The 25,542-nt window shown below is 65.8% G+C and carries 25 protein-coding genes; 8 read left to right on the top strand and 17 right to left on the bottom strand.

From position 1 onward, the window contains the following. Positions 1-32: 32 nt before the first annotated feature. The 4 genes from narI to MUK71_RS13615 are packed head-to-tail and all read right to left on the bottom strand — an operon-like array spanning position 33 to position 7,052. A complete protein-coding gene (narI, locus tag MUK71_RS13600) occupies positions 33-848 on the bottom strand; it encodes a respiratory nitrate reductase subunit gamma (protein WP_423724609.1) in 816 nt (271 codons plus the stop codon). Continuing rightward, positions 845-1,543, bottom strand: a complete 699-nt coding sequence (gene narJ, locus MUK71_RS13605; protein ID WP_227928605.1) for a nitrate reductase molybdenum cofactor assembly chaperone — start codon at positions 1,541-1,543, stop codon at positions 845-847. Before narJ ends, narI begins: the two co-directional genes overlap by 4 nt. Next, on the bottom strand, positions 1,540-3,333 hold the full coding sequence (gene narH, locus MUK71_RS13610; RefSeq protein ID WP_227902457.1) for a nitrate reductase subunit beta: 1,794 nt from the start codon (positions 3,331-3,333) through the stop codon (positions 1,540-1,542). Before narH ends, narJ begins: the two co-directional genes overlap by 4 nt. Beyond that, complete coding sequence (locus tag MUK71_RS13615) at positions 3,333-7,052, bottom strand: nitrate reductase subunit alpha (RefSeq protein ID WP_227928603.1); 3,720 nt, start codon at positions 7,050-7,052, stop codon at positions 3,333-3,335. The genes narH and MUK71_RS13615 overlap by 1 nt, the downstream gene beginning before the upstream one ends. A gap of 127 nt (positions 7,053-7,179) precedes the next feature. Here MUK71_RS13615 and MUK71_RS13620 point away from each other — a divergent pair, with 127 nt between their 5' ends. Genes MUK71_RS13620 through MUK71_RS13630 form a run of 3 tightly spaced genes read left to right on the top strand, consistent with a single transcriptional unit; the run spans position 7,180 to position 10,201 of the window. After that, a complete protein-coding gene (locus MUK71_RS13620; RefSeq protein ID WP_227902459.1) occupies positions 7,180-8,133 on the top strand; it encodes a 1,4-dihydroxy-2-naphthoyl-CoA synthase in 954 nt (317 codons plus the stop codon). Between the two features lie 7 nt (positions 8,134-8,140). Then, a complete protein-coding gene (locus MUK71_RS13625; protein WP_227902460.1) occupies positions 8,141-9,277 on the top strand; it encodes an AMP-binding protein in 1,137 nt (378 codons plus the stop codon). Positions 9,278-9,316: 39 nt separating this feature from the next. Further along, positions 9,317-10,201: a 1,4-dihydroxy-2-naphthoate polyprenyltransferase gene (locus MUK71_RS13630; protein ID WP_227902461.1), complete on the top strand. Its 885-nt coding sequence runs from the start codon at positions 9,317-9,319 to the stop codon at positions 10,199-10,201. 66 nt (positions 10,202-10,267) lie between these two features. On the opposite strand, the gene MUK71_RS13635 is transcribed toward MUK71_RS13630, so the two are convergent. Beyond that, on the bottom strand, positions 10,268-10,573 hold the full coding sequence (locus MUK71_RS13635; RefSeq protein ID WP_227902462.1) for a DUF4229 domain-containing protein: 306 nt from the start codon (positions 10,571-10,573) through the stop codon (positions 10,268-10,270). Positions 10,574-10,658: 85 nt separating this feature from the next. Here MUK71_RS13635 and MUK71_RS13640 point away from each other — a divergent pair, with 85 nt between their 5' ends. After that, positions 10,659-11,039 (top strand): PLD nuclease N-terminal domain-containing protein, encoded by a 381-nt coding sequence (locus tag MUK71_RS13640; RefSeq protein WP_227928602.1) that lies wholly within the window; start codon positions 10,659-10,661, stop codon positions 11,037-11,039. A 129-nt stretch (positions 11,040-11,168) separates the two neighbouring features. Here MUK71_RS13640 and ccsB read toward each other — a convergent pair whose 3' ends face one another. The 5 genes from ccsB to MUK71_RS13665 all read right to left on the bottom strand — a co-directional run bounded on the left by ccsB (position 11,169) and on the right by MUK71_RS13665 (position 16,139). Continuing rightward, a complete protein-coding gene (ccsB, locus tag MUK71_RS13645; protein ID WP_227928600.1) occupies positions 11,169-12,200 on the bottom strand; it encodes a c-type cytochrome biogenesis protein CcsB in 1,032 nt (343 codons plus the stop codon). Beyond that, positions 12,200-13,918, bottom strand: a complete 1,719-nt coding sequence (gene resB / locus MUK71_RS13650) for a cytochrome c biogenesis protein ResB (RefSeq protein WP_423724608.1) — start codon at positions 13,916-13,918, stop codon at positions 12,200-12,202. Before resB ends, ccsB begins: the two co-directional genes overlap by 1 nt. A 67-nt stretch (positions 13,919-13,985) precedes the next feature. Continuing rightward, a complete protein-coding gene (locus MUK71_RS13655) occupies positions 13,986-14,783 on the bottom strand; it encodes a cytochrome c biogenesis CcdA family protein (RefSeq protein ID WP_227902465.1) in 798 nt (265 codons plus the stop codon). Between the two features lie 4 nt (positions 14,784-14,787). Continuing rightward, a complete protein-coding gene (locus tag MUK71_RS13660; RefSeq protein ID WP_423724607.1) occupies positions 14,788-15,417 on the bottom strand; it encodes a TlpA family protein disulfide reductase in 630 nt (209 codons plus the stop codon). Positions 15,418-15,476: 59 nt separating this feature from the next. Next, a complete protein-coding gene (locus MUK71_RS13665; protein WP_227902466.1) occupies positions 15,477-16,139 on the bottom strand; it encodes a histidine phosphatase family protein in 663 nt (220 codons plus the stop codon). A 161-nt stretch (positions 16,140-16,300) separates the two neighbouring features. On the opposite strand from MUK71_RS13665, the gene MUK71_RS13670 reads away from it, so the two are divergent. The 3 genes from MUK71_RS13670 (at position 16,301) to MUK71_RS13680 (ending at position 19,437) form a co-directional block, all read left to right on the top strand. Beyond that, positions 16,301-16,840, top strand: coding sequence for a YceI family protein (locus tag MUK71_RS13670; protein ID WP_227902467.1), 540 nt, complete (start codon positions 16,301-16,303; stop codon positions 16,838-16,840). A gap of 231 nt (positions 16,841-17,071) precedes the next feature. Continuing rightward, a complete protein-coding gene (locus MUK71_RS13675) occupies positions 17,072-17,737 on the top strand; it encodes a hypothetical protein (protein ID WP_227902470.1) in 666 nt (221 codons plus the stop codon). A gap of 302 nt (positions 17,738-18,039) precedes the next feature. Then, positions 18,040-19,437, top strand: coding sequence for a hypothetical protein (locus MUK71_RS13680; RefSeq protein WP_244802782.1), 1,398 nt, complete (start codon positions 18,040-18,042; stop codon positions 19,435-19,437). Here the strand turns inward: MUK71_RS13680 and MUK71_RS13685 are convergent. Then, positions 19,434-20,192: a redox-sensing transcriptional repressor Rex gene (locus tag MUK71_RS13685; protein ID WP_227902474.1), complete on the bottom strand. Its 759-nt coding sequence runs from the start codon at positions 20,190-20,192 to the stop codon at positions 19,434-19,436. The genes MUK71_RS13680 and MUK71_RS13685 overlap by 4 nt on opposite strands. Further along, positions 20,192-20,443: a glutaredoxin family protein gene (locus tag MUK71_RS13690; protein ID WP_227902476.1), complete on the bottom strand. Its 252-nt coding sequence runs from the start codon at positions 20,441-20,443 to the stop codon at positions 20,192-20,194. The genes MUK71_RS13685 and MUK71_RS13690 overlap by 1 nt, the downstream gene beginning before the upstream one ends. Positions 20,444-20,509: 66 nt before the next feature. On the opposite strand from MUK71_RS13690, the gene MUK71_RS13695 reads away from it, so the two are divergent. Then, complete coding sequence (locus MUK71_RS13695) at positions 20,510-21,322, top strand: HAD family hydrolase (protein ID WP_227902478.1); 813 nt, start codon at positions 20,510-20,512, stop codon at positions 21,320-21,322. Positions 21,323-21,510: 188 nt separating this feature from the next. Here MUK71_RS13695 and MUK71_RS13700 read toward each other — a convergent pair whose 3' ends face one another. The 5 genes from MUK71_RS13700 to MUK71_RS13720 form a co-directional block, all read right to left on the bottom strand. Next, positions 21,511-21,609, bottom strand: a complete 99-nt coding sequence (locus tag MUK71_RS13700) for a 30S ribosomal protein bS22 (RefSeq protein ID WP_003792170.1) — start codon at positions 21,607-21,609, stop codon at positions 21,511-21,513. Positions 21,610-21,791: 182 nt separating this feature from the next. Continuing rightward, positions 21,792-22,004 (bottom strand): helix-turn-helix domain-containing protein, encoded by a 213-nt coding sequence (locus MUK71_RS13705; protein ID WP_227902479.1) that lies wholly within the window; start codon positions 22,002-22,004, stop codon positions 21,792-21,794. A 212-nt stretch (positions 22,005-22,216) separates the two neighbouring features. Next, on the bottom strand, positions 22,217-23,557 hold the full coding sequence (gene gdhA / locus MUK71_RS13710) for an NADP-specific glutamate dehydrogenase (RefSeq protein WP_227902480.1): 1,341 nt from the start codon (positions 23,555-23,557) through the stop codon (positions 22,217-22,219). A 107-nt stretch (positions 23,558-23,664) separates the two neighbouring features. Continuing rightward, the gene (locus tag MUK71_RS13715; protein ID WP_227902482.1) at positions 23,665-24,144 is read right to left on the bottom strand and encodes an ArsR/SmtB family transcription factor; all 480 of its coding nucleotides are present in this window, start codon (positions 24,142-24,144) and stop codon (positions 23,665-23,667) included. Positions 24,145-24,197: 53 nt separating this feature from the next. Further along, positions 24,198-25,406 (bottom strand): acetoin utilization protein AcuC, encoded by a 1,209-nt coding sequence (locus MUK71_RS13720; RefSeq protein ID WP_227902484.1) that lies wholly within the window; start codon positions 25,404-25,406, stop codon positions 24,198-24,200. Positions 25,407-25,542: the final 136 nt, after the last annotated feature.

Below are 25,542 nucleotides of genomic sequence, written 5' to 3' on the forward strand. Positions count from 1 at the left end.
GTCCTCGCTTCTGAGAAAGTGCCGTCAGGGAATCATTTCGGAGGCACGCCGGGCCGGTCCCGGTCCGGGGTGCCCACCGGGTCCCAGCCCCGCCGCGGCGTTCCCACACCCGGAGCCGGCCGCTTTCCACGCGAGCGGTACACGATGTAGGGGCGGAACAGGTACTGCAGCGGTGCGGTGAAGGCATGCACGAGCCGGGTGAACGGCCAGAGGGCAAAGAGCACCAGGCCCGTCAGCGTGTGGATCTTGAAGGACATGGAGGCTGCCGTCATGCCCACGAGGTCCGGCTGGAAGATGAAGATGGAGCGGAACCACGGTGAGACCGTGTCCCGGTAGTTCACGATCTTCGTGTCGAAGACGGAAAAGACCGTGGTCGCCAGCCCGGCGAGGATGGCGGCCAGCAGGAAAATGTACATCACCTTGTCGTTCCGGGTGGTGGCCATAAACACGGGACCGGTGGTGCGGCGCCGGTAGATCAGCAGCACGATCCCCACCAGGGTGGCTACCCCGGCGATGCTGCCAACGCTGAGGGCAAAGAAATGATACGTGTCCTCGTTTACCCCTGCGGCATCCATCCAGGTCTTGGGGATCACCAGACCCACAAAGTGGCCCACAATCACGGCCAGGATGCCGAAATGGAACAGCGGCGAGGCAATGCGCAGCAGCCGCGACTCGTACAGCTGCGAAGAGCGGGTGGTCCAGCCGAACTGGTCATACCGGTAGCGCCAAATGGAGCCGAGGATCAGGATGGCCAGCACCAGGTAGGGCAGCACGCCCCACAGCATCACGTCATCCAGCCCTACCTGCACATTCCCGGGGGGCGGCACATCCAGCGGCAGGCTCATCATGGGCTGTTCCTTTCACTCACCGGCAGCAGCCGCGAACTGTAGGGCTCCAGGCCAACCGTCTCAGTGGGCGGCCCGTACCCGGCCGTCCGCATCACCTCGGCCCTGTCCTCCGGAGATACCCCGGGCAGCGTGGTGCAGAGCAGGGTCAGCACCCCTTCATAGGGCAGCCCGTCATCCCGCAGGGCCAGGCGCAGCAGTTCCACGGAGGGCCGGTAACGCTGCAGCAGTTCGTAGCCGTCCTCCGGAGACACCTTGGCGGCGAATTCGAGCACCAGCGGCAGGTAGTCCGGCAGTTCGCTTCCCTCCGGCAGCGCGCCGTGGGAGCGGTAGACCTCCTTGAAGGCGGCCAGGGCCTCCCCACGCCGTCGGGTATCGCCGTCGGTCCAGTAGGTCAGGTGCAGGCTGTGCCGCTTGGAAAGATCAAACTCCTGCACGTAGCTTGCCTGCACCTCGCGCAGCGGTGTGTCGGTGAACCAGCTGAACAGGTCCTCCAGCTCGGAACCGGTGGCCCCGGCTTCGGCGAGCGCGGACCGCAGGGCAGGCAGAGCGTCCATCAGTGCCCGGTCCGGGTACTCGAGCAGCAGCGCCGCCGCCTGCCGGATGACCCGGCTGCGCGCAGGATGGGCGTCCGCGTAAGGTTCCGGGGCCACTGTGCCCTTGCCGGGTTTGCCCAGCAGTTTCTCGAGCAGGCTCACTGCCGTACCCCCGGCCCGGAGGACGGGGGTTCCCCGCCGTCGCTGTTCCCTGTCGCGGGAGCCGGTCCGTCACCGGCGGCCTGGTCATATCCGGCACCCTTATCCGCACCGGCATCGGCGTCCGCAGCACCGCGGTTGTTGTTCCGCGGAAACAGGCCCTTGGGTGATCCCCGTCCGTCCCAGTTCAGCAGGTTGACCCGTCCGCCCAGATCGCCGTTCCCTGTCGGGTCGTCTCCGCGCTGCCGGGCCTGCAGTGCCTCGAAGTTTTCCACCGCCACGGGGGTGGGACGGCCGGAGGCCTCACCGAAGACGCCGGTCTGGCCCATCCCGGGCCCGCCTTCCACATCCAGGGAACAGCCGATTTCCTCCAGGTTGTGGGCGTCCTCCAGGTGCGCGCTGGGGATCACGTACCGCTCTTCGTATTTGGCCACGGCCATCAGCCGGTACATCGCCACGATCTGCTCTCCGGACATGCCGACGTCGGCGGCGATCTTTTCATCCGGTGCGTCACCGAGGGTGATGTCGCGCATGTAGGCGCGCATGGCCGCGAGCTTGCGCAGCACCCCGGTGACCAGGTCCGTGTCCCCGGCGGTGAACAGCTCGGCCAGATACTCCACCGGAATCCGCAGCGCCTCGATGGCGCCGAAGAGGTTGTCCGCGCTCTCGCCGTCGTGCCCCTGTTCGTTCAAAACGTCCACAATCGGGGACAGCGGCGGGACGTACCAGACCATGGGCATGGTCCGGTATTCCGGGTGCAGCGGCAGCGCCACCCGGAAGGTTTTGGCCATCGCGTAGACCGGCGAGCGCCGGGCCGCGTCCAGCCAGTCCTCCGGAATGCCTTCGGCCCGGGCGCCGGCAATGACTTCCGGATCATTGGGGTCCATCATCAGGTCCAGCTGGGCCTCGTACAGGTCCTGCACGTTCGGCGTGGAGGCGGCCTCGGTGACGCGGTCGGCGTCGTACAGGAAAATCCCGATGTACCGCAGCCGTCCCACACAGGTCTCGGCGCACACGGTGGGAAGGCCCACCTCGATGCGGGGATAACAGAAGGTGCACTTCTCCGCCTTGCCGGAGCGGTGGTTGAAGTACATCTTTTTGTACGGGCACCCGGTGATGCACTGCCGCCAGCCGCGGCAGCGGTCCTGGTCCACCAGCACAATGCCGTCCTCTTCGCGCTTGTAGATGGCGCCGGAGGGACAGGAAGCCATGCAGGACGGGTTCAGGCAGTGCTCGCAGATCCGGGGCAGGTAGAACATAAAGGTGTTGTCGAAGTCCGCCTTGACCTTCTCTTCGGCCTCGCTGCGCAGCTTCTGGAGCACGGGGTCCTGCTGCTCGGTGTTTTTCGAACCGCCCAGGTCATCGTCCCAGTTCGCAGACCATTCAATATTCATGTTTTCGCCGGTGATCAGGGACTTGGGCCGGGCCACGGGGAAGTCCTTGCCTGCGGGGGCGTTGATCAGGTTTTCGTAGTCGTAGGTCCACGGCTCGTAGTAGTCATTCAGTTCGGGCTGGACCGGGCTGGCGAAAATGCCGAAGAGCTTGGCGAGCCGGCCGCCGGCCTTCAGCTTCAGCTTCCCGCGGCTGTTCAGTTCCCAGCCGCCCTTCCATTTCTCCTGGTCCTCATACCGGCGCGGGTAGCCCTGCCCGGGGCGGGTCTCCACGTTGTTGAACCACACGTATTCGGTGCCGGCCCGGTTGGTCCAGGCCTGTTTGCACGTCACTGAACAGGTATGGCAGCCAATGCACTTATCCAGTGCCATCACCATTGCCGTCTGCGCCATGATTCGCATCAGTACGCCACCTCCTGGGAACGCTTCCGGACGACGGAGACAATGTCGCGCTGGTTGCCGGTGGGGCCGAGGTAATTAAAGGCCCAGGACAGCTGCGCATAACCGCCGATCATGTGTGTGGGTTTGACCAGGATCCGGGTCACCGAATTATGGATGCCCCCGCGCCGGCCCGTGGCTTCGGACTTGGGCACGTCAATGATGCGCTCCTGCGCGTGGTAGACGTACAGCACCCCGGCAGGCATCCGGCTGCTGACGATCGCCCGGCCCACCAGCACCCCGTTGGTGGACACACACTCCACCCACTCGTTGTCCGACACTTCGATCAGCGCGGCGTCCTGCGGGCTGATCCAGACCGAGGTCCCGCCGCGGGAGAGGGAGAGCATCAGCAGGTTGTCCTGGTACTCCGAATGGATGGACCACTTGTTGTGCGGGGTCAGGTACCGCACGGCAACGGACAGCTCGCCGCGGGTCCCCAGCTGCGGTTCGCCGAACAGGCGGTGCATATCCAGTGGCGGCCGGTACACCGGCAGCGCCTCACCCATGTCCAGGATCCAGTCATGGTCCAGGAAGAAGTGCATCCGACCGGTCAGGGTATGGAACGGTTTGAGCCGTTCGATGTTGATGGTGAACGGCGCGTACCGCCGCCCGCCGGTCTCGGACCCGGACCACTCCGGGGAGGTAATCACCGGTGTGGGCCGGTCCTGGGTGTCGCGGAACGTGATCTGCCGGTCCTCCGCACCTTCGGCCAGATCCGCCAGCGGGACCCCGGTCCGCTTTTCCAGGGTTTTAAAGCCCTGCACGGCCAGTTCTCCGTTGGTGGTGCCCGAGAGCAGCAGGATGGCTTCGGCCATCCGGGCATCCGTGTCCACGGCTGGCCGCCCGGCCGCGGCGCCCCGGTCAAATACGCCGTGCTTGCGCGCCAGCTGGACCAGCGGACGGGACACATCGTAGGTGACGTATTTCGTGGTCAGGCCCAGCTTGTCCGCCAACGGTCCGATGGCCACGAACTTTTCACCGATCGCCGTGTAGTCCCGTTCCACCACCGCCAGGGAGGGCAGGTTCTTCCCCGGGACAGCGGGAATATCCGTGCCCTTCCAGTCCGGGGCGTGGCCGCCGGGCTGGGCGATCTCTCCGGGGGTGTCATGGGTCAGCGCCGTGGCCACCATGTCCTTGCGCACGCCCAGGTGCGTCAACGCCTGGCGGGAGAACTCCTCGGCGAGCAGCCGGAACAGATCGTAATCCGTCTTGGCTTCCCACGGCGGGGCGATGGCCGGCGTGAAGGCATGCACGTAGGGGTGCATGTCGGTGGAGGACAGGTCGTACTTCTCGTACCAGGTGGCGGCCGGGAACACGACGTCGGAAAGCAGCGTGGAACTGGTCATCCGGAAATCCGCGGAGACCAGCAGGTCGAGCTTGCCCTGCGGTGCTTCCTCGCGCCACACCACGTCTTTGGGACGGGCTTCGGCGTGGTCCTTGCCCATCACGTTGTTCAGGGTGCCCAGCAGGTGCTTCTGGAAGTACTCCTCCCCCTTGGCCGAGGAGCCCAGGAGGTTCGAGCGCCACAGGATCAGGGTCCGCGGCCAGTTCTCCGGGGCATCCACATCCTCCACGGCGAAACGCAGCTTCTCCTCCTTCAGCTGCCGTGCCACCCAGGCGGCCTCCGTGTCCGCCTCCCCGCGGGCCACGGCCGCCGCGGCGTCATCGGCCACGTCCAGGGAATTGCGCGCATCGAACTGGGGGAAGAACGGCATCCAGCCCATCCGGGTGGACTTCGCAACCACATCGGCGGTGTGCATGCCGCGCAGGTGGCCGGTGGCCAGCGGGGACTGCATGGCGTCGGAGGAATACCCGTCGGAGCGGAACTGGTCCGTGTGCATGTACCAGAATGCCGTGCCGATCATGAACCGGGGCGGCCGGTTCCAGTCCCCGGCGGAGGCCATGGCTGCCCAGCCGGTAATGGGCCGGCACTTCTCCTGGCCGACGTAGTGCGCCCAGCCGCCGCCGTTGCGGCCCTGGCAGCCGGTGAGCATCAGCATGGCCAGAATGGCACGGTAGGTCACATCGCCGTGGTACCACTGGCAGATGCCGGCGCCGAGGATGATCATGGACCGGCCCTTGGATTTTTCCGCGTTGGCGGCGAAATCCCGGGCCGTGCGGATGACGGCTTCCGGGCTGACGTTGGTGATTTCATGCTGCCACGCCGGCGTGTAGGGACTGGCGGCGTCGTCATACCCGGCCGCCCACTGTCCGGGCAGCCCGTCCCGGCCCACCCCGTACTGGGCCAGCATCAGGTCAAAGACGGTGGTGACCGTCCGCCCGGCCACCTCCATCACCGGCACGCCGCGCTGCACTACCGTTCCGACCCCGGACGGGTCGGTGAAGGCGGGCAGGTCCACCCGGCTGACCTTTTGGCTGTAGGAGGAGGCATCGGCCACCGACAGGGCGGGCACCACGCCCTGCAGGTCCAGGTTCCATTTCCCGGCGTCGGCCTCGTTGTACCGGAAGCCCACGGAACCGTTGGGCACCACCGGGGTGCCGGCGTCGCGGTCCAGCAGCACCGTCTTGAAGGCGGCGTCCGCGGCTTTGGCCTCGCCCCGCCCCAGCTCCGCGGCGGTGAGGAACTTGCCCGGAACCACGGTTCCGTCAGGGCCCTGCTCCAGTGCGACGAGGAACGGCAGATCGGTGTACTGCACCACGTAGTCCTCGAAGAACGGCACCCGCCGGTCCACGAAGTTCTCCTTCAGGATCACGTGGCCCATTGCCATCGCGAGCGCGGCGTCGGAGCCGGCCGCGGCGGGGAGCCATTCATCGGCGAACTTGGTGTTGTCCGCATAGTCCGGGCTGACCGAGACCACCTTGGTGCCGCGGTAGCGCCCTTCCACCATCCAGTGCGCGTCCGGAGTGCGGGTGACAGGGATATTGGAACCCCACATCATCAGATAGGTGGCGTCCCACCAGTCCCCGGATTCGGGTACGTCGGTCTGGTCCCCGAAGACCTGCGGACTGGCCACCGGCAGGTCCGCGTACCAGTCATAAAAGCTGTTCATCACCCCGCCAATGAGGTTGATGAACCGGGCACCGGCCGCGTGCGAGACCATGGACATGGCCGGGATGGGCGAGAACCCGGTGCAGCGGTCCGGGCCGAAGTTCTTCACCGTGGCGACGTGTGCGGCCGCAGTCATCTCCAGTGCCTCGGCCCAGCTGGAGCGCACCAGTCCGCCCTTGCCCCGTGCCTGCTGGTAGGTGCGCCGGCGCTGCGGATCATTCACAATCTCTTCCCACGCCAGCACCGGGTCCCCGGTTCGCTCCCTGGCAGCACGGTACATTTCCAGCAGCACCCCGCGGATATAGGGGAACCGGACCCGGGTGGGCGAATAGGTGTACCAGGAGAAAGCCGCGCCGCGCGGGCAGCCGCGCGGCTCGTACTCGGGCCGGTCCGGTCCCACGCTCGGGTAGTCGGTCTCCTGCGCCTCCCAGGTGATGATCCCGTCCTTGACGTACACCTTCCACGAGCAGGATCCCGTGCAGTTCACGCCGTGGGTGGAGCGCACCACCTTGTCGTGGCTCCACCGGTTCCGGTAGAAGGCGTCCCCCTGCCGGCCGCCTTCCCGGAACACGGCCCGTCCGTCAGCGGTCTCATCCCATCGGGTGAAGAACCGGCCGAGTTTGAGCATTGCGTCAGATGCGGGGCCATCGATCCCCGGAGCGGAGCCAGCCATAGGTACCAGCTTGGAACAGGGCGGCCCGCGCAAACAGGGGGAACCCGCATATCGCAGTCCCGACCCGGTAGTTTTTCGGACGGCGGCAGTGTCCGGCCGGTTTGGACCCGGGCGATAAACTCGATTTGTGAGCACAGAACTTCCAGCACAGGTGTCCGATATCTTCGACCCGCGGCAGTGGCGTCTCGTCTCCGGGTTCGAGGACCTGGCAGACATGACCTACCACCGCCAGGTGGAGCGCGACGCCGACGGCGCCGTCATACGTGACCTGCCGACCGTGCGGATCGCGTTCAACCGCCCCGAGGTGCGCAATGCTTTCCGTCCCGGCACCGTGGACGAGCTGTACCGGGCCATGGACCACGCCCGGATGACCCCCGACGTCGCCACCGTTCTGCTCACCGGCAACGGCCCCTCTCCCAAGGACGGCGGCCACTCCTTCTGCTCCGGCGGAGACCAGCGCATCCGCGGACGCGACGGCTACCGCTATGCCGAGGGCGAGACGAAGGAAACCATTGACCCCGCACGCGCCGGCCGGCTGCACATCCTGGAAGTCCAGCGGCTGATGCGCACCATGCCCAAGGTGGTCATCGCCGTCGTCAACGGCTGGGCAGCCGGCGGCGGGCACAGCCTGCACGTGGTCTCGGACCTGACCATCGCCTCCCGCCAGCACGGAAAATTCAAGCAGACCGACGCCACCGTGGGCAGTTTCGACGCCGGCTACGGCTCCGCGCTGCTGGCCCGGCAGATCGGCCAGAAGAAAGCACGTGAAATCTTCTTCCTGGCCCGCGAATACTCCGCCGAGGACATGGTGGCCATGGGCGCGGTCAATGAAGCGGTGGACCATGAAAACCTGGAAAAGGTGGCACTGGAATACGCGGCGGACATTGCCCGGCAGTCTCCGCAGGCCATCCGGATGCTGAAGTTCGCGTTCAACCTGGCCGACGACGGCCTGGCCGGACAGCAGGTCTTTGCCGGCGAGGCCACCCGGCTGGCGTACATGACGGATGAGGCGGTGGAAGGCAAAGAGGCGTTCCTGGCCAAACGGGAGCCGGACTGGTCCTCCTTCCCCTACTACTTCTAGGACCGCTTTGGAACTGCTCCCAGTCCTGATCTCCCCCGGATTCGATCCGGGGATGCTCCTTGCCCCGCTGGCCGATGCGCTGGCCGGCGAGGGGCCCGCCGTGGCACCGCACACGGATCCCGGCCAGACCTTCGACGGCGAACTGCCCAATGATGACATTGCGCTGGTGATCAGCACCTCCGGCTCCACCGGAACCCCGAAACAGACCATGCTCTCCACGGACGCACTGGCCGCGTCCTCGATGGCCACCGCCATGGCGCTGGAGGCCGACGGCCAGTGGCTCGCTGCGCTGCCGGTGAACTACATTGCCGGTGTCCAGGTCCTCATCCGGTCCCTCTATGCCGGCACGCAACCGGTGTTTATGGACCTGTCCGTTCCGTTCAGCGCGGAGGTATTTACCCGGGCGGCCGAGGACATGACGGACCGCAACCGGTTTACCTCCCTGGTGCCCACCCAGCTGCACCGGCTGCTGCAGGACCCGGCGCCGGAAACCCTCCGCGTGCTGCGCCGGTTCAACGCGATCCTGCTCGGCGGCGCCCCCGCAGGCGCTCCCCTGCTGGAGAAGGCACGCAGCCACGGCCTGAACGTGGTGACCACCTACGGGATGAGCGAAACCTGCGGCGGCTGCGTCTACAACGGTGTTCCGCTGCCCGGCATCGACGTCATCCGGGAGGAGGGACGCCTGTGGATTGCCGGCGACGTGCTGGCCGACGGTTACATGGGACGCCCCGAACTGACCCGGGACCGCTTCCGGTTCAATTCCGGACGCCGCTGGTTCCGCACCGATGACACCGGCACGGTGGATGATCAGGGCCGGGTTCATGTATCCGGCCGGCTGGACGACGTCATCGTCAGCGGTGGCATCAAGATCTCGGCTCAGGCGGTTGCCGGGGCCGTGGAAACCGTGGCCGGCGTGGAGCAGGCCTTTGTGCTGGGTCTCGACGACGCCGAGTGGGGCTCCCGGGTGGGCGCCGCCGTCGTCGGCAGCGTTGACCCGGAGCTGGTCCGCGAGGCCGTCCGCTCCCGGCTGGGAGCCGCGGCCGTGCCGAAGGTGGTCCTGCTGCTCGAATCCCTGCCGCTGCTGCCCAACGGCAAAGCGGACCGGATGACGCTGCTGCGGCTGCTTGCCGCGGCTAAACACTGAACCTGATTTCCCGTAACCGAAGAACTAAGGACTGAAACTGTGGCTACAGCCGCCCAATGGTTAGAAGGCGCCCGTCCCCGGACGCTGCCGATGGCAATAGCGCCGGTCATTATCGGCTCGGCTGCCGCCTACGACCTCGGAGCCTTCCATCCGGTCCGTGCCGCGCTGGCAGCCATTGTGGCCATCCTGCTGCAGGTGGGCGTGAACTACGCCAACGACTACTCCGACGGCATCCGCGGCACCGACGATAACCGGGTGGGCCCGCTGCGGCTCACCGGTTCCCGGCTGGCCACACCCAAGCAGGTCAAATACGCGGCCTTCGTGTGCTTCGGCGCCGCGATGGTGGCCGGCTTCGCACTGGTGATCCTGGCCTCGAGCTGGTACCTGATTCTGGTCGGCTTCGGCTGCGTGGCCGCCGCCTGGGGGTACACCGGCGGAAAGAACCCCTACGGCTACCTGGGCCTGGGCGATGTGTTTGTCTTCGTTTTCTTCGGCCTTGTCGCCACCCTCGGCACCACCTACACGCAGGCCCTGGAAATCAATACCGCTGCCGTGCTGGGAGCGGTGGGCACCGGGCTGATCGCCATGGCGCTGCTGATGGCCAACAACGTCCGGGACATTCCCACGGACCGTGAGGCTGGCAAGCGGACACTTGCCGTGCGGCTGGGCGATGGCCCCGCGCGGATCAGCTACGTGATGATGCTGGCCCTGGCCCTGCTGCTGCCGCTGCTGATCGCCGGCAGCTACCCGTGGATCCTGCTGGTGCTGCTACTGGTGCCGGCGTGCATCATGCCGTGCTGGCTGATGTTGACGGGCAAAAAGCGCGGAAGCCTGATCCCGGTCCTGAAGCAGACCGGGCTGATCAACCTGGGCTTCAGCGTGCTCTACGCTGCCGGGCTGGTCATCACCCGGCTCCTGGCCTAGCCGGGCCCGGCCGGCTCCCGGTCTGGCCGGACCGGCCGGCGGCGCGGCTTGCCTCCCGGCGGCGCTTTAGACGTCGCGGCGGCGGTCGTTGTCGATCTGCACATCGGGGTTACCGGCAACCAAACCGTCCTCGGCAGCTGAGTCATCCAGTTCGGCACGGTTGCGCTTGGGTGCCCGTTCCTCGGTGAAGCGGCGCTGAACGGTACGGGCCGCTTCGTCGCGCATGTTGCGGGCAAACAGATAGGTAACGCACCAGGCCAGGACTGCAGCGGCCAGCGCGGACACCAGGACGCCCAGTCCCATCCACAGGCAGATCACGAAGAAGACGGCCACCAAACCCAGGCGGAGTGCAGTAAATTTCCAGAAAGCCACGCCTCCATTCTAGGCGCACGCGGGTTCGGCCGGCTCCTTGGCGGCGCCGGAGCCTGCCGACGGGCCGCTCAACTACAATGGGCCTATGCCTCGTCTTGTGTTGTTCGGCGTCATCCTTGTCGCTGCTGTGATCATTTACGCCGTCATCGACTGCATCATGTCCCGCGCGAACGAGGTGCGGAGCATTTCGAAGGTCTCCTGGGTGCTTGCCATCATCCTGGTACCGGTGATCGGTGCTGCGCTGTGGTTCCTCTTCGGCCGGCCGTCCGGCGGTTCCGGCGGGTCCGGACCGCGGCAGCCCCGCCGTCCCTCAGCGCCCGACGACGATCCCGATTTCCTGCGTAACCTCGAAATCCGCCGCCGGCAGGAACAGAAGGAAGCCGAGCTCAAAGCCCGCGAGGCGGAGCTTCGGGCCCGCGAAGAACAACAGGACCGCCGAAGCGACGACGGCAAGCCCGGGGCCTAGGCTCCCCGCATTCGCGGCCGCCCGCCGCAGCAGGCATTCCTCCGCCATGAGCCCGCTGAAAAGGGCTTCCCCTCCAGGCGTAAAAAGGCCCGCCCCGGGATTCCGGGGCGGGCCTTTCCACTGGCGGGGTTAGACGCCGGCGTAGCTGTGCAGGCCGGAGAAGAACATGTTCACGATGGTGAAGTTGAAGACCACGCAGAGGTAACCGACAACCGAGAGCCAGGCGGCACGGGTACCGGTCCAGCCGCGGGTGGCGCGGGCGTGCAGGTAACCGGCGTAGACCACCCAGATCACGAAGGTCCAGACTTCCTTGGTGTCCCAGCCCCAGTAGCGGCCCCAGGCCTGTTCGGCCCAGATAGCGCCGGCCATGAGGGTGAAGGTCCACAGCACGAAGGAAACAGCGTTGATGCGGTAGGCCAGGTTCTCAAGGCTCTGGGCGGAGGGAACAATCCGCAGGAACGGCAGACGTTCCGGGCGTCCGGAGCGGATGCGGGTTTCCCGGTCAGCCTGCAGCAGCTGCAGCACCGACATGGCAAACGTGAGCGTAAACAGGGCCGAGGCAATCACGGCAACGGAAACGTGGATGATCAGCCAGTAGCTCTGCAGGGCCGGTACCAGGTGCGCCACCGGGGTGGGGAAGCCGATGGTGGCCGCCATCATCATGATCAGCACCAGACCGAGGACAAACGTGCCCAGGAAGCGCAGGTCGCGGCGGGTCAGCACCAGCAGGAACACTACGGTCACCACCAGCGCGCCCGTGGTGCAGAACTCGTACATGTTGCCCCAGGGCACGCGGTGGGCAGCCATGCCGCGGGTGATAACGCCCGCTGCGTGCACGGCGGCAGCCAGCACGGTCAGCGCCACGCCGACGCGGGCGGCGTTGCGGCGCGGACCGGTGTAGCCCATGCCGGCGTCGGCGGTCTGGGCTTCGCGCCCGCCGTCAGGGTCCCAGGACCGCGCGGAGCCGTTCTTCGGAGCGCCGGCCGGAACGGTTTCCCGCACCCGGGATTTGGTCTCCAGCCGGCTTTCGACCGCCTGAATGGTCTTGCTGCTCTTGGCCAGATCCCATGAAAAGGCCAGGAACGCGACCGTATAAGCGAATGCTGCCAGCAGCATAAACAGCTCGCTGTAACTCGCGAGGGTGTAATCGATGGATGGCATTACCGGTCCTTACCTGATTCTTCGGCGGTGCTGCGCTCCGCCGCTGCGTTTGCGGGTACGCTGACCCGCCCATCATTGTGTCCGTGCGTGTCCTGTTGTGCCAGCCACTTCTCCGAAAGCAGGCCCCGGATAGTGGACGCCTCGCTGGACAGGCGGGCATCCTCGCCGCGGGCCAGCAGGCCGTACTCGACCATCACGCGGCCGTCCGGATGCTGGCCGGCCCGGACCCAGACCCGCCGGCGGGCCAGGAACAGCGAGGCTGCCAGGCCGGAGAGGGACAGGACGGAGAAGATCAGTACACCGGTCTTGCCCGGATCGTGGTGGATGTCGAGGGCCGCGTAGCGCTTCAGCCCGTCAAAGGTGATTGACCCCTTGCCCTCCGGCAGTTCGTAGGTCTGGTTGGCGGCGAGCACAATGCCCCCGGCGTCCAGGTCACGGTTGTTCAGCGGGGTGAGGTCTTCGGTTTCCAGTACGTAGACGTTGGACGGCACGCCCTCATCCAGGCCAAGGTCCCCGTAGTAGGAGTTCAGGTTCAGCTGTGGGTTGATCGGATCCGGGTCCCCGGAGTAGCTGACCCCTGCCTCGTCGATCATGGCGGTGGGCAGGAAGAAGCCGACAAAGCCCAGCTGGTCCGGCTTGGCGTCGGGAGCCTTGATCACCGCCAGCGAGGTGTACACGCCGTCGGTGGGGACCGCGACGACCGGACCCTGCAGCGCCACGTTGCCCTCGCCGTCGCGCACCGTCACGGTGGGGGCGTAACCGTTGCCGACCAGGTACACGCGGGTGCCGCCCACCGTGAGGGGCGAGTTAACCTTGAGCAGCTCCTCGCGCGGTTCGGCGTCGGGGCTCTCCCTCACGGTCATGTAGGCGGAAAAGTCCAGCGGCTGGCCGTAGTGGGTCTCTGACTCGCGGTCGAATTCGACCTCGAACTTGTCCAGGGTGAGCGCGTACGGGCTCAGCTGGTTCTCGGTGAAGTTGGAGCCCGGTGTGAAGGTGTCATAACTGACCAGGGTGTTCACGAAGGACTCGCCTTCCACCACGATCTTCTGTCCGCTGTAGCCGAAGAGCCCGCCGATACCCACACAGGCCAGCACCCCAATCATGGAGGTATGGAAAACCAGGTTGCCCAGTTCCTTTGCGAACCCGCGCTCGGCGCCAACCGAGGGCCGGTCCGTGTCGGTCCCCCGGACATCCACGCGGTAGCCACGCTTGCGCAGGACCTTCGCGGCGTCGCGCACGGCGTCGGCCGGGGTCAGGGACGCGGACGCCGGAACGGTGAGGGTGCCGTACTCGGGCATCCGGGACAGTTTGCTGGGGGTGCGCGGCGGCTTGGAGCGCATGGCCTTGAAGTGCGCCTTGGCCCGCGGGATCACGCAGCCGATCAGGGAGATGAACAGCAGTAGGTAGATCGCGGAGAACCAGACCGAGGAGTACACATCAAAAAGCTGGAACCGGTCCAGCCACGGCCCGGTCTCGGGGTTGTCCTTGATGTACTGCGTGACCACCGACGGATCGGCGGGCCGCTGCGGAAACAGCGAACCGGGCACAGCCGCGACGGCGAGCAGCAGCAGCAGGAACAGCGCCGTCTTCATGCTGGTCAGCTGGTTCCAGGCCCACCGGAGCATGCCCAGCACGCCCAGCGCGGGCAGCGCCACGTCATCCCGGCCGGCCTTGGACGGGCGGGACGGGGATACGGGCTTTTTGGCTTTGTCAGTCACGTCATCCGGTTTCGGGGTCAAGGTGTTCTCATGCTTCGTCTGTTCTCACTGTTCATTCGCTCGTACATCAGATCGGCAGTGTCACGTTACCCAACCAACCTTGGAGCTGGTTGATCCACACGTTCCAGACGCCGCTGACCATCAGCACGCCCAAGGCAATCAGCATTCCGCCGCCGAAACGCTGCAGGGCGAGACGGTGCCGGCGGAAGACGCCCAGGGCACCCATTCCCCGCCGGAAGCCGACGGCCAGGAGCAGGAACGGCAGTCCCAGCCCGAGGCAGTAGACAAAAGTCAGCAGTGCACCCTTGGCGGCGCTGGCGTCACTGCCGGAGAAGGAGAGTAACTGTACAGCGGAGAGCGTCGGGCCGATGCACGGTGCCCATCCCAGCCCGAACGTGATTCCCAGCACCGGAGCGCCCCAGAGGCCTGCCGGCGGCTTGGCTTCGATCTTGCGGTCGCGCTGGAACCAGCTCATGCCGCCCATAAAGACAATGCCCAGCAGGATCACCACCACGCCAAGCGCCTGGGTGATCCATTCCTGTTCAGAACCCTTCAGCCAGGCCCCGAGCTGCCCGATGCCTGCACCGAGCGCCACGAACACCAGGGAAAACCCGAGCACAAACAGTCCGATGCCGGCGAACATACGCCCCCGGCGCTGCTTCTGCAGATCCACCCCGGTCAGTCCGGTGACGTACCCCAGGTATCCCGGGACCAGGGGAAGGACGCAGGGTGAGAGAAAGGAAACCAGCCCGGCGAGGGCAGCTACGGGGATGGCCAGCAGCACGGAGCCGTTGAGTACGGTGTCCGCAAAGGCATTGGCGGTGGATTCCGCGGCCGGGTTCACCGCTGCTGTAAGAAAGGACACGTCCCTACGCTGCCAGCGCGTCGCTGATCAGGGCCTTCAGGGTGCCCTTGTCCGCCAGTCCGAGGATGCGCGCTGCGACACGGCCCTGCCGGTCCAGCACCAGGGTGGTGGGTACGGCCTGCGGCGGAACCACGTTGGCCATCGCAAGCAGCACGCCGCCGTCCTTGTCATAAAAACTGGGGTACGGAACGTTGAAGTTCCGTTCAAAGGCTTCGGCCGTGGCCTTTTCGTCGCGGATGTTCACGCCGTAGAAACGCGCGCCGTCGGGTTCGAAGGTGTTGTGCAGCTCCACCAGGTCGGGGGCTTCCTTGCGGCAGGGGGCGCAGGCGGCGTACCAGAAGTTGAGGACGACGACGGCGCCTGCCCAGTCCGCGGAGCTCACTTCGGTGCCGTCAAAAAGCGTGCCGGAAAGCTGCACTGCTTCGCCGCGGTCGGCGGGATCGTATTCCGTGACTGAGCCGTCACCGGCAATGTAGTTCTTGTTGTCTCCTGCATTGGCCTGTTCTGCCAGCGGATCATCCGAGGAGCAGCCGGCAGCAGCGGCGACAAACGGTACGCTGACGGCCAGTCCGGCACCGAGCCGAAGGAAGGAGCGGCGCCCGAGGGCCGCGTCAGGGCTCTGACTTTTCTTCAAGGATTTCCAGCTTTCATCGCGGCAGGGGGAAGCCACTTCTACAACGCGTAGTAATTCTATTATGCTCCCGGGACATTTGCTGCGCCGGGAAGGAGGTCGGCACTGGGCTCCGCGTAGCGGACGCCTACGAGTTCTGCGCCGTCAAAATCCAGTGTGGTGACCGAGGTCAGGGTGCATTCCCGCTGGCGCGGATCATGCCAGAGCTTTTTGCCTTCGGCGGCGAGCCGGGTCACCCAGATGGGCAGCTGGTGGCTGACCAGGACAGCCTCTGCGTTATCTCCGCCGAGCTCCACGGCACGCATCCGCGCGTCGTCGACGGCAGCCATCACCCGGGCCACCTGCTTGGCATAGGGCTCACCCCAGGACGGACGCATGGGATTGCGCAGCAGTGGCCAGTAGCGCGGGTTCCGAAGCCTGCTCTGAATGTTGGACATGCCTTCGAAGCGGTTCTCAGCTTCCAGAATGCGCTCGTCGGTGGCGATATCCAGCTTCAGCGCGGCGGCAATCGGAGCAGCTGTCTCCTGCGCACGGGTCAGGGGCGAGGCGACGAGATAAACCAGATTGGCGCCGTCGTTGCGCCGTTCATCAAAGTGTCCGGCCACGCGGTCCGCCATCCGGCGTCCCAGATCGGACAGGTGGAACTCGGGAAGGCGCCCGTAAAGGACCTTGTCCGGATTGAAGACTTCACCGTGGCGCACGAGATGTATGGATGAGCGGGACATGTGTCCCAGTTTCGCAGAGATAGCGCCAGCCGCTAAATTCCCCAAACCAGACTCCGGGATTCACTTGAACCTTTAACCAATCCATGCAACACTGTATGCAAATGCATGAAAATGCTGCGGGGGTCTTCTCCGCACCACACTGTCACAGAAGGAGCAATCACATGATCCCCAGCGGCCTCACCACCGGAACCTGGAATTTCGACGCCTCACACAGCGAAGTCGGCTTCACCGTCCGGCACGCCGGCATCAGCAAGGTCCGCGGCAAGTTCGACAAGGTTGAAGCAACCCTGACTGTGGGCGAAACCATCGCAGACACCACGGTCACCGCTGTGATCGCTGCCGATTCCTTCAACTCCAATGACGCCAACCGCGACGGCCACGTCAAGGGCGCCGACTTCTTCGACGTCGAGCAGTTCCCGGAACTCACCTTCACCGCCACCGGCATCGAAGGCTCCGGCGAAACCTACAAGGTCACCGGCGATCTGACCATCAAGGGCATCACCCGCACCGTGGTCCTGGATACCGAATTCAACGGCGTGGCCGTGGATCCCTTCGGCGCCACCCGCGCCGGCTTCTCCGCCAGCACCGTCATCAGCCGCAAGGACTTCGGCCTGACCTGGAACGCAGCGCTGGAGACCGGCGGCGTCCTCGTGGGCGACAAGGTCACCATCACCGTGGACGCCGCTTTCGTAGCCGCGTAGGCAGCACTCCCTCTTCAGCACAGCCCCCCGCCATCCGGCAGGGGGCTGTGCTGTTTCTTTTTGTGATGTCTTTTGGCACCCGGGCCGGGGATGAACTTCCCGCGGCCCCTGACCCTTGCCGGCCGGGCGCGCTAGGCTGGATATCTGGCTGCGGGGGTGCCCGGCCCCTGTGTGCCGACGGCACTTTCCCACCGGACCGCCTCTTCGATACCGACCAGCAGGCAGGTGGATATGAGTACACCAGAGAACAACCCTGATCCCGGGAACAATCCGCAGGGGCCGCCCGATCCCCGCCCGGGACCCGCGGGAGGCGCCGACGGTGCCGGAAACACTATTGGAAACCGGCCGGAGCCCCAATATGGCCAATACGCTTCAGGCCCCTACGGCTATCAGGCCGCCCAGCCATCCGGGTACGTCTCACCGTCTTTCCCCGCCAAGCCTGCAAAGGGTCCGGCGCCCCGCGAGGTGCTTATCGGGTCCTGGCTCATTTTGGCTGCCGGTGCCCTGAGCTTCATCAACAATGTCATTACCTCGTTCGACCTTCCGTCCTTGCTGACTCCCGAGGAGCAGCAGACCATCACGGACGGCGGAATGGATGGCCAGAGCGTCAATTCCTTTCTCGTCTCGTTTGGCATTGTGGTAGCCGTGATCGGCCTGGGCTTCTACATTCTGATCGGGCTGATGGTGCGGCGTGGAAAGAACTGGGCCCGCATCCTGGGAACCGTCTTTGCCGCCTTCTCCCTGATCAGCATCGTCACCACCGCCGGCACGTATTTCAGCTCCCCCCTGGGCTTCCTGGCGCTGCTCTCCAGCCTGCTGGGGATCGCCGGGATTGTGCTGCTCTATCTGCCCGCGTCAAGACCATACTTCCGTTCTGCACCGCCCTACCCGTACTGACGGTGCCGGTCGCCAAAACAACTCAAAAGGGCGATGGAGAGTTTTCACCTCCGCAGGCCCGGGAAGCAGCCCGGAGGGGTCACATGCCGGTTATGCCCGCGTAGCGTTATGTCCTCCCCCGGTGAGAGCCAAGTTCACCGGAGGGCGCCGTTCCGCTGTGAAGGATGACCATGGCCGCACTGCTTCCGAACCCTCAAGCACCCAACTCCCAGACGCCGGCGGAGGACACCCCACTCCCCCACGCGCCGCAGCAGCACGATCCTCCCGCTCTTCCCGCGCGCGACCGGGAAGGTGTCCTGGCCGTGAGGCGCCCGCTCCACCTTCGGACACCGGTAGATGGGGAAAAACGGCCTCCTGCCGCTCCGGAGCGGACTGAACCTGTACTGCCGGATTGGCCGGCCGGTGGACCACGCACTGCATTCCTCTGGTTTGGTGCAGGCCTGGGGGCCGCTTTCGTCTGGATCGGCGCGGGACTGCGCTCAGCCTTCGCCTGGTTCCGGACCGGGCTGCATGCGGCTTTTACCTGGGTTGGGGCCGGGCTGGGTAGTGCCTACGCGTGGTTCCGCGAGGGAGCGCGTGCTGCGTATCTGTGGGGCCGCGGCACCGCCCGGGCCGGGACGGCCCGGGTCCAGGCCGGTGCACGCACCACCGCCAACCACGTCCACGCCGGAGCCGTCCGCGTCCGGGACGGCGCCCACGCAGCCTCCGTCCGCACCTCCAACACCGCCCGCGCCGGAGCTGTCCGGGTCCAGGCCGGTGCCCACGCAGCCTCCGTCCGCACCTCCAACACCGCCCGCGCCGGAGCCGCTAAAGTCCAGGCCGGCGCACGCACCACCGCCAACCACGTCCACGCCGGAGCCGTCCGCGTCCGGGACGGCGCCCACGCAGCCTCCGTCCGCACCTCCAACACCGCCCGCGCCGGAGCCCTCCGGGTCCAAGCCGGCGCACGCACCACCGCCAACCACGTCCACGCCGGAGCCGTCCGCGTCCGGGACGGCGCCCACGCAGCCTCCGTCCGCACCTCCAACACCGCCCGCGCCGGAGCCCTCCGGGTCCAAGCCGGCGCACGCACCACCGCCACCCACGTCCACGCCGGAGCCGTCCGCGTCCAGGCCGGCGCCCACACAGCTGCCGTCCGCACCTCCAACACCGCCCGCGCCGGAGCCGCGCGGGTTCATGCCGGCGCCAGCGCGGCATCGACGCGGGTCGTTGCCGTGGCGCGCAGCCTGCAACGCAGGCTTCCGGCCCATACCGGCAACCCCGTTCCGGTCATAGTTGCCGCGTATGCCCTGATCGCCGGCGCGGGCATTATGAACCTGATGGCCACGCTGGCGGCCGTTGCACGGCTCCCGGGCAGTGACACCCTGCCGCCGTATCTAGGCCTGTTGGAGCGCTACGGCTTCAACGCATCCCTGTATGGCCGGATCCTTGCGGCCGTGGACGTCGCCTACGCAGTGGTGATTTTCGGGATTGCGATGCTGCTTGCCTCCTTGGTCCGGGACAAACGCCGGTGGGCGCGGGTGGCCTCCGCCGTGCTGGCCGCTGTCGCGCTTTTGTACTGCATCAACCTGGGCACGGGATGGCAGCTCGCCGCGGCGTGCCTCGCCGCGGCCGGGGCGGCGGCAACGTTCACCAAGGGAGCGGCACCCTGGTTCCGTCCGCGCACCCTGCAGACAGGCAGCATACGCCGCAGCAGCTAGCGTGCCAGGCGGGCGCGGGCATCCGATGCGATCTCCGATACCTGGGCCCGCTGCGCGTGATAGGCGAGGATCTGCAGCTCCGTGGCCATGTCCACTTTGCGGATCTGGACATTCTTGGGAGCCTGAAGCACCACGGGAGCAAAACTGAGGATGCTGGTAATTCCTGAGGCAACCAACCGGTCACAGAGCTCCTGCGCAACCTCGGCAGGCACCGAAAGAACCGCCATATTCGCCTCGGTCTTCTCGAGCTCCGCTTCCAGCGCGGAAACCGGCCGGATCTTCAGCCCGCCGACTTCCTGGCCGATCATCGTCTGATCCGCGTCGAACAGGGCCACCACCTCGAAACCCCGTGTGCCAAACCCGGGGTACCCGGCCAGGGCGCGGCCAAGGTTGCCGGCACCGACAATGGCCACCCGCCAGTTCAGAGTCAGCCCCAGAGCAGCGGATATCTGTCCACTCAGGTAGGAGACGTCATATCCAACTCCTCTGGTTCCGTAGGAGCCCAGATAGGACAGATCCTTACGCAGCATCGGGGAATTCACGCCAGCTGCTTCGGCGAGTTCCTCCGAGGAAACCCGCTCAATGCCGTCGGTCAGCATCACGGACAGGGCCCGCAGGTAGATGGTGAGGCGGGCCAGGGAAGCCGGCGGAATATGCCTTTTTGACCCTGCCGTGCCGGCCGCTGGCCTGCCAGTGCCGGCTGCTACGGGCTGTAACCCGGCGGCTTCGCCGGAACGGGCCTCGTCAGGATCCATCACGCCTCCAAAAGGCGCCGCAGCCGCGTCTCGTCAATGGTCCAGAAATCACGTTGGATGCCGTCAATGAAGAGCACGGGAATCTCTTCGCCAAAGCGGGCCGCCAGTTCAGGCGCGTCATCCGCGCTGCGCTCCTGCCAGGCAACTCCCAGATCCTGCCCCACACGCTGAAGCACCAGCCGGGCATCTTCGCACAGGTGGCAGCCCGGCCTGGTCAGGAGGACAACTTCCGGTGCTGCGGATTCACTCATGAATCCAAAATAGCCCCAAAGTCCCGTTTTTCCGCGCTCGGGCCGCGTTTTGCGTAGACTCGGATTATGCCCCGATCCACTGCTGTCCGAGCCAACGGAACCACTGGCGCGGCAGGCAGACCGGGTGAGGCCGCCTTCTTCGACGTCGACAACACGCTCATGCGCGGAGCAAGCCTTTTCCACGTCGGCCGCAAGATGTACCAGCGCAAAGTCTTTACCCTCCGCGAAGCCGCGGGCTTCGCCCGGAAACAACTGCGCTTCATCCTGCAGGGCGAGAACCTGAAGGACGTCCATTCCGTTCGGGATGCCGCGCTGGCCTTCGCCGTCGGCCTGTCCTCGGAAGATGTCCGGACGCTCGGCGAAGAGGTCTATGACGAGATGATTGTCTCGAAGATCTGGCCCGGCACCCGTGCCCTGACCGAACAGCATATGAAGTCCGGGCGGCCGGTCTGGCTGGTCACCGGCACACCCGTGGAGGTTGCCTCCGTCATCGCTTCCCGGCTGAACCTCACCGGCGCCCTGGGCACGGTCAGCGAGGTCACCGACGGGCTGTATACCGGCCGCCTTGTGGGCGAGTTTCTGCACGGCCCGGCGAAGGCTGCCGGTGTCCGGGCCCTGGCAGAGAAGGAAGGGCTGGATCTGCAGAACTGCTGGGCCTACAGCGACTCCTATAACGACGTGCCGCTGCTGAGCCTGGTGGGCCATCCCGTAGCCATCAATCCGGACGCCCGGCTCCGCCGCCACGCCCGGGACCGGAACTGGCCCATCTATGACTTCCGTTCCGGCCGCCGTGCCGCGACCCTGGGCCTGAAATCGGCCACAGTCGCCGGAGCGGCCTACGGCCTGTGGCGCGGCCTGGGCTGGGTCCGTTCGCGCTAACCGTTCGGGTCTGGGCCTGCTCCTGTCCCGCGCTTAGCGGTGGCATCTCCGTGAGTGGTCCACCGACGGCGCGGGGCTTAAAAACCGGAGCCCGCCTATCCACAAGGGACTGACGGGCTCTTGCGCAGTTGCGCGGATCCTGCGCGGGGCAGGGCCGGCAACTGACTGCGGTCGCTGAGAAGAAGTTATTACTTCTTATTGCGACGCTGGTGACGGGTCTTGCGAAGCAGTTTACGGTGCTTCTTCTTGGCCATACGCTTGCGGCGCTTCTTGATTACTGAACCCACAGAGTCCTCACAAACTATTAGGAGTCACCGGATCCTCTCCCTGCAGCCGTGGGCGCAGGGGTTGAACACCGGCAGTTACTTGCGATTGAAAACGTTCCTTAACAGGGTACAGCTTCGTTGCTGCAGAAATTGACAGCGGGAGCCTGAGCGCCGGAACGGCGGGATACCGTGCAGCGTCACGGCTAGGCCGTGTCTGACCGCCGGTCTATGACCGCGTCACGCAGCACCTTCTGGACTGCCGACTCCGGCACCCGGTAGGAGCGTCCGAAGCGGACAGCAGGCAGGTCACCGGAGTGGACCAGCCGATACACCGTCATCTTCGAAACACGCATGACGTCGGCGACTTCCGACACCGTCAGAAACCGCACATCCGAGAAGTTCCCCTCGTCTGCCATCTATTCCTGTTCCTTTGCTCATTAAGCTGCTGCCCGCAGCAGCGGCATTCGCGGAACGCCTGAGGCTGAGGGACATCTTGTGGGGAAACACTTCACCGGACTTCCGGCGACGTATGTCACAGATGTCCCCGTATTGTCCCTACTGTAGTGGCTGAAGTAACCATAGTGGAAGTTCCTCCCGCCGGGTCAGCCGCCAAGTGGCGGAAGAGAACCTAGATCACACCCTGGGCCAGCATTGCGTCCGCGACTTTAACGAACCCGCTGATGTTCGCACCCACCACGTAATCCCCGGGAGACCCGTATTCCTCGGCGGTACGGGCGCAGCGCTCATGGATGTTGACCATGATCTCGCTAAGCCGCCGCTCCGTGTGCTCGAAGGACCAGGAATCCCGGCTGGCATTCTGCTGCATCTCCAGCGCCGAGGTCGCTACACCGCCCGCATTGGCAGCCTTCCCCGGCCCGAACAGCACCCCGGCGCTTTGGAACGCACTGATGGCCGCGGGGGTGCAGGGCATGTTTGCGCCTTCGGCCACCGCACGCACACCGGATTTGATCAATGCCAGCGCATCGTCTTCATTCAGTTCGTTCTGCGTGGCGCAGGGCAGGGCGACGCCGGCTCCTGCATCCCAGATGGACCCGCCGGACACGTAGCGCACATGCGAACCGCGGCGCTGCGCATATTCGGAGATCCGTGCGCGCTCGGTTTCCTTGATCTGGCGCAGCAGCGGCACGTCAATGCCTTTTTCATCCACCACGTAACCGGAGGAATCCGAACACGCCACCACGGTGGCACCGAGCATCTGCGCCTTATCAATGGCGTTGATGGCCACATTGCCTGAACCGGAGACAATAACCCGCTGCCCGTCAAGGCTCATGCCCTTGGTCTTAAGCATCTCCTGCACAAACATCACGGCACCGTAGCCGGTTGCTTCCGGACGGACCAGGGAACCTCCCCAGCTCACGCCCTTGCCGGTGAGAACCCCGGATTCGTACCGGTTGGTGATGCGCTTGTACTGTCCGAACAGGTATCCGATCTCCCGTCCGCCCACACCGATATCACCGGCGGGGACGTCCGTGTATTCGCCGATGTGCCGGTACAGCTCGGTCATAAAGGACTGGCAGAAACGCATCACTTCGGCGTCGGATTTGCCGCGCGGATCAAAGTCCGAACCGCCTTTGCCTCCGCCGATGGGCATGCCGGTCAGCGCATTCTTGAAAATCTGTTCAAATCCGAGGAACTTGACGATGCCCAGGTAAACGGACGGATGGAAGCGCAGCCCGCCCTTGTACGGGCCCAGTGCTGAATTGAATTCCACCCGGAAGCCGCGGTTGATCTGGACCTGTCCCTTGTCATCGACCCAGGGCACCCGGAAAATGATCTGCCGTTCCGGCTCGCAGATCCGCTGCAGAATGGCCGCTTCGGCGAACTCCGGATGCTTGCGGAGCACGGGGGCGAGGGAGTCGAACACTTCCACCACCGCCTGGTGGAACTCCGTTTCGCCCGGATTCCGGCGGAATACGTCGTCGCGCACGCGTGTGAGTACACGTTCCATATGCTGTTGCTCCTTATGCGTCTGGTTCTCCCCCGGTACGCACTACGCTAATACCGCGTCCGCCAAGGCGCGATGCGGGGCGTAACGAAGGCGCGCAAAAGTCCCGCCTACGGGCGGCGGCGGCGGAACTTGGGCAGCTGGCCCAGAAGGTCCGCGGCACGTTCTGCCGCACGGCCCACGGTCCGGCCGAGGTGGACACCGGCGTCGACCGGCAGCGGCCGGGGCTCGGCTGCACCGGATACCAGCGCACTTGAAGCTGCAGCGGCGGCGCTCTGTGCGGGACCGGCGGACACGGCGGCCAGACGGGGCGCCTGCTCCGTCATGGAGGGCAGGCTGAAGGCGCGCAGCCACAGCGCCAGCTCCTCCAGCGGCGCGGCCTGCAGGGAGTAGTACCGCCGCTGGCCTTCGGCCCGCATGGTGACGAGTCCGGCTTCGCGGAGCACCTTCAGGTGCTTGGAAACGGTGGGCTGGCTGACCTCCAGTTCCTCCACCAGTGTTCCCACCGATTTGTCGCCCGTACGCAGGGCGCCCAGGATCTCCCGGCGCGTTCCTTCCGCGATCACTGCAAATACATCGTCAAAGACCATGGGAATTACCCTAACCGCATATGTCTGGCGCGGCATACCGGTGTGACGCGGGTCTAATCAAACCAGGGATCCAGCCCGTGCAGCGGGAACAACTCCTTACGCGTGGACATGACGGTCCGGTCAATCTCATCATTGGGGTCGTATCCGACTTCCCAGGACCGCCACCAGAGATCCACCCCGTCCCCCATCGTCTCCCCGCACCGGACCCCGTGCTTCTCCAGCACATAATCGCGCCAGGCGGCGGGCAGCGGGGTGGCCGGGCGCACCTTGCCGTTGACGGCCACCGACATCAGGAGCGCCCAGGAGCGGGGCACTACCGAGGCCACGTTGTACCCGCCGCCGCCGGTGGCGATCCAGCGCCCTTCACACAGCCTGCCGGCCAGATCGCTGATGGTCAGGGCAGCCTGCCGCTGCGCCTCGACACTGATCCGCAGGCTGGTCAGCGGATCATCGGTGTGGCTGTCGCAGCCGTGCTGGCTGACAATGACTTCCGGGGCGAAGGCCTCGGTGAGCTGCGGCACGACGGCGTGGAAGGCCCGCAGCCAACCGGCGTCGGAGGTGCGGGCTGGCAGGGCAATGTTCACCGCAGTGCCTTCGGCTCCCTTGCCGCCGGTTTCGTTGGCGAACCCCGTGCCGGGGAACAGCGTCAGTCCGCTTTCATGCAGTGAAATGGTCATCACGCGCGGGTCGTCCCAGAAAATGTTCTGTGTGCCGTCACCGTGGTGGGCGTCGACGTCGATGTACACCACCCGTTGCACGCCCTTGGCCAGCAGACGTGCGACGGCGGCCGCGGCGTCGTTATAGATGCAGAAACCGGACGCCTTCGCGCGCCCGGCATGGTGCATCCCGCCCGAAAAGTTCACTGCGTGCAGCACGCTGCCGGACAGCACGGCATCCGCTGCGGCCAGGGACCCGCCCACCAGCCGCGCACTGGCCTCATGCATCCCGGCGAACGCCGGAGTGTCTTCGGTGCCCAGGCCCATGCTTTGGTCGCTGCCGGCCGGATCCGCACTGGCAGCCTGTACGGCACTGACGTATTCATAACTGTGCACGGTCAATAGGTCCGCGGCGGCGGCGACGTAGGGCTGTTCCAGCCGCACCCCCTCGACGTCGAACAGTCCTACCTCCCGGGCCAGCCGGGCGGTGAGTTCAAGGCGTGCCGGGGCCATCGGATGCCCCTGCCCGAAGTTGTAGGCCAGCAGGGATTCATCCCAGACAATGCACGTTGGCATAACGGGAAGGCTGAGCCCGGAACTGATCATGCAGACAGGCTACGCGATGTGGGGGTTACCCTGATATTGGTGTCCGCGCGCATCCGCCGGATCAGGAGTTTTACCCGCCCCATCTGTTGTGCTGAATTCTCAACCGTGCGCACTCCCTGCGGACAAGAACTGGAAC

Origin of the sequence: Arthrobacter zhangbolii, assembly GCF_022869865.1 — a bacterium.
Taxonomy (GTDB): Bacteria; Actinomycetota; Actinomycetes; order Actinomycetales; family Micrococcaceae; genus Arthrobacter_B; species Arthrobacter_B zhangbolii.